Genomic DNA, 247 nt, shown 5'->3' on the forward strand with positions numbered 1-247 from the left:
GTGTGTGTATAAGTGTGTATGCATGTATGATGCGCAGGACGCACACATGGAGAGTCGTGCCTTGATCAGACTGTTGCAGGCCGATGGATTCGAACTCGTGTCGGTCCGCGGCAGCCACCACAAGTTGCGCAAGGGTTTGCGGACAGTCATTGTGCCGCACCCCAGGAAACACCTGCCGCAAGGCACCGTCGCCAGTATTTTCCGACAAGCCGGTTGGAGGAAGTGATGCTCTATCCCGTCTATATCC

At 55.9% G+C, this 247-nt stretch carries 1 protein-coding gene; it reads left to right on the plus strand.

What is annotated here, in order from left to right; all coding sequences use genetic code 11:
* Positions 1-46: 46 nt before the first annotated feature.
* The gene (locus R0J87_RS23265; RefSeq protein WP_498889335.1) at positions 47-226 is read left to right on the plus strand and encodes a type II toxin-antitoxin system HicA family toxin; all 180 of its coding nucleotides are present in this window, start codon (positions 47-49) and stop codon (positions 224-226) included.
* The last annotated feature ends 21 nt before the right edge of the window (positions 227-247 follow it).

Source organism: Halomonas sp. SIMBA_159 (genome assembly GCF_046536035.1).
Lineage (GTDB): Bacteria > Pseudomonadota > Gammaproteobacteria > Pseudomonadales > Halomonadaceae > Vreelandella > Vreelandella venusta_A.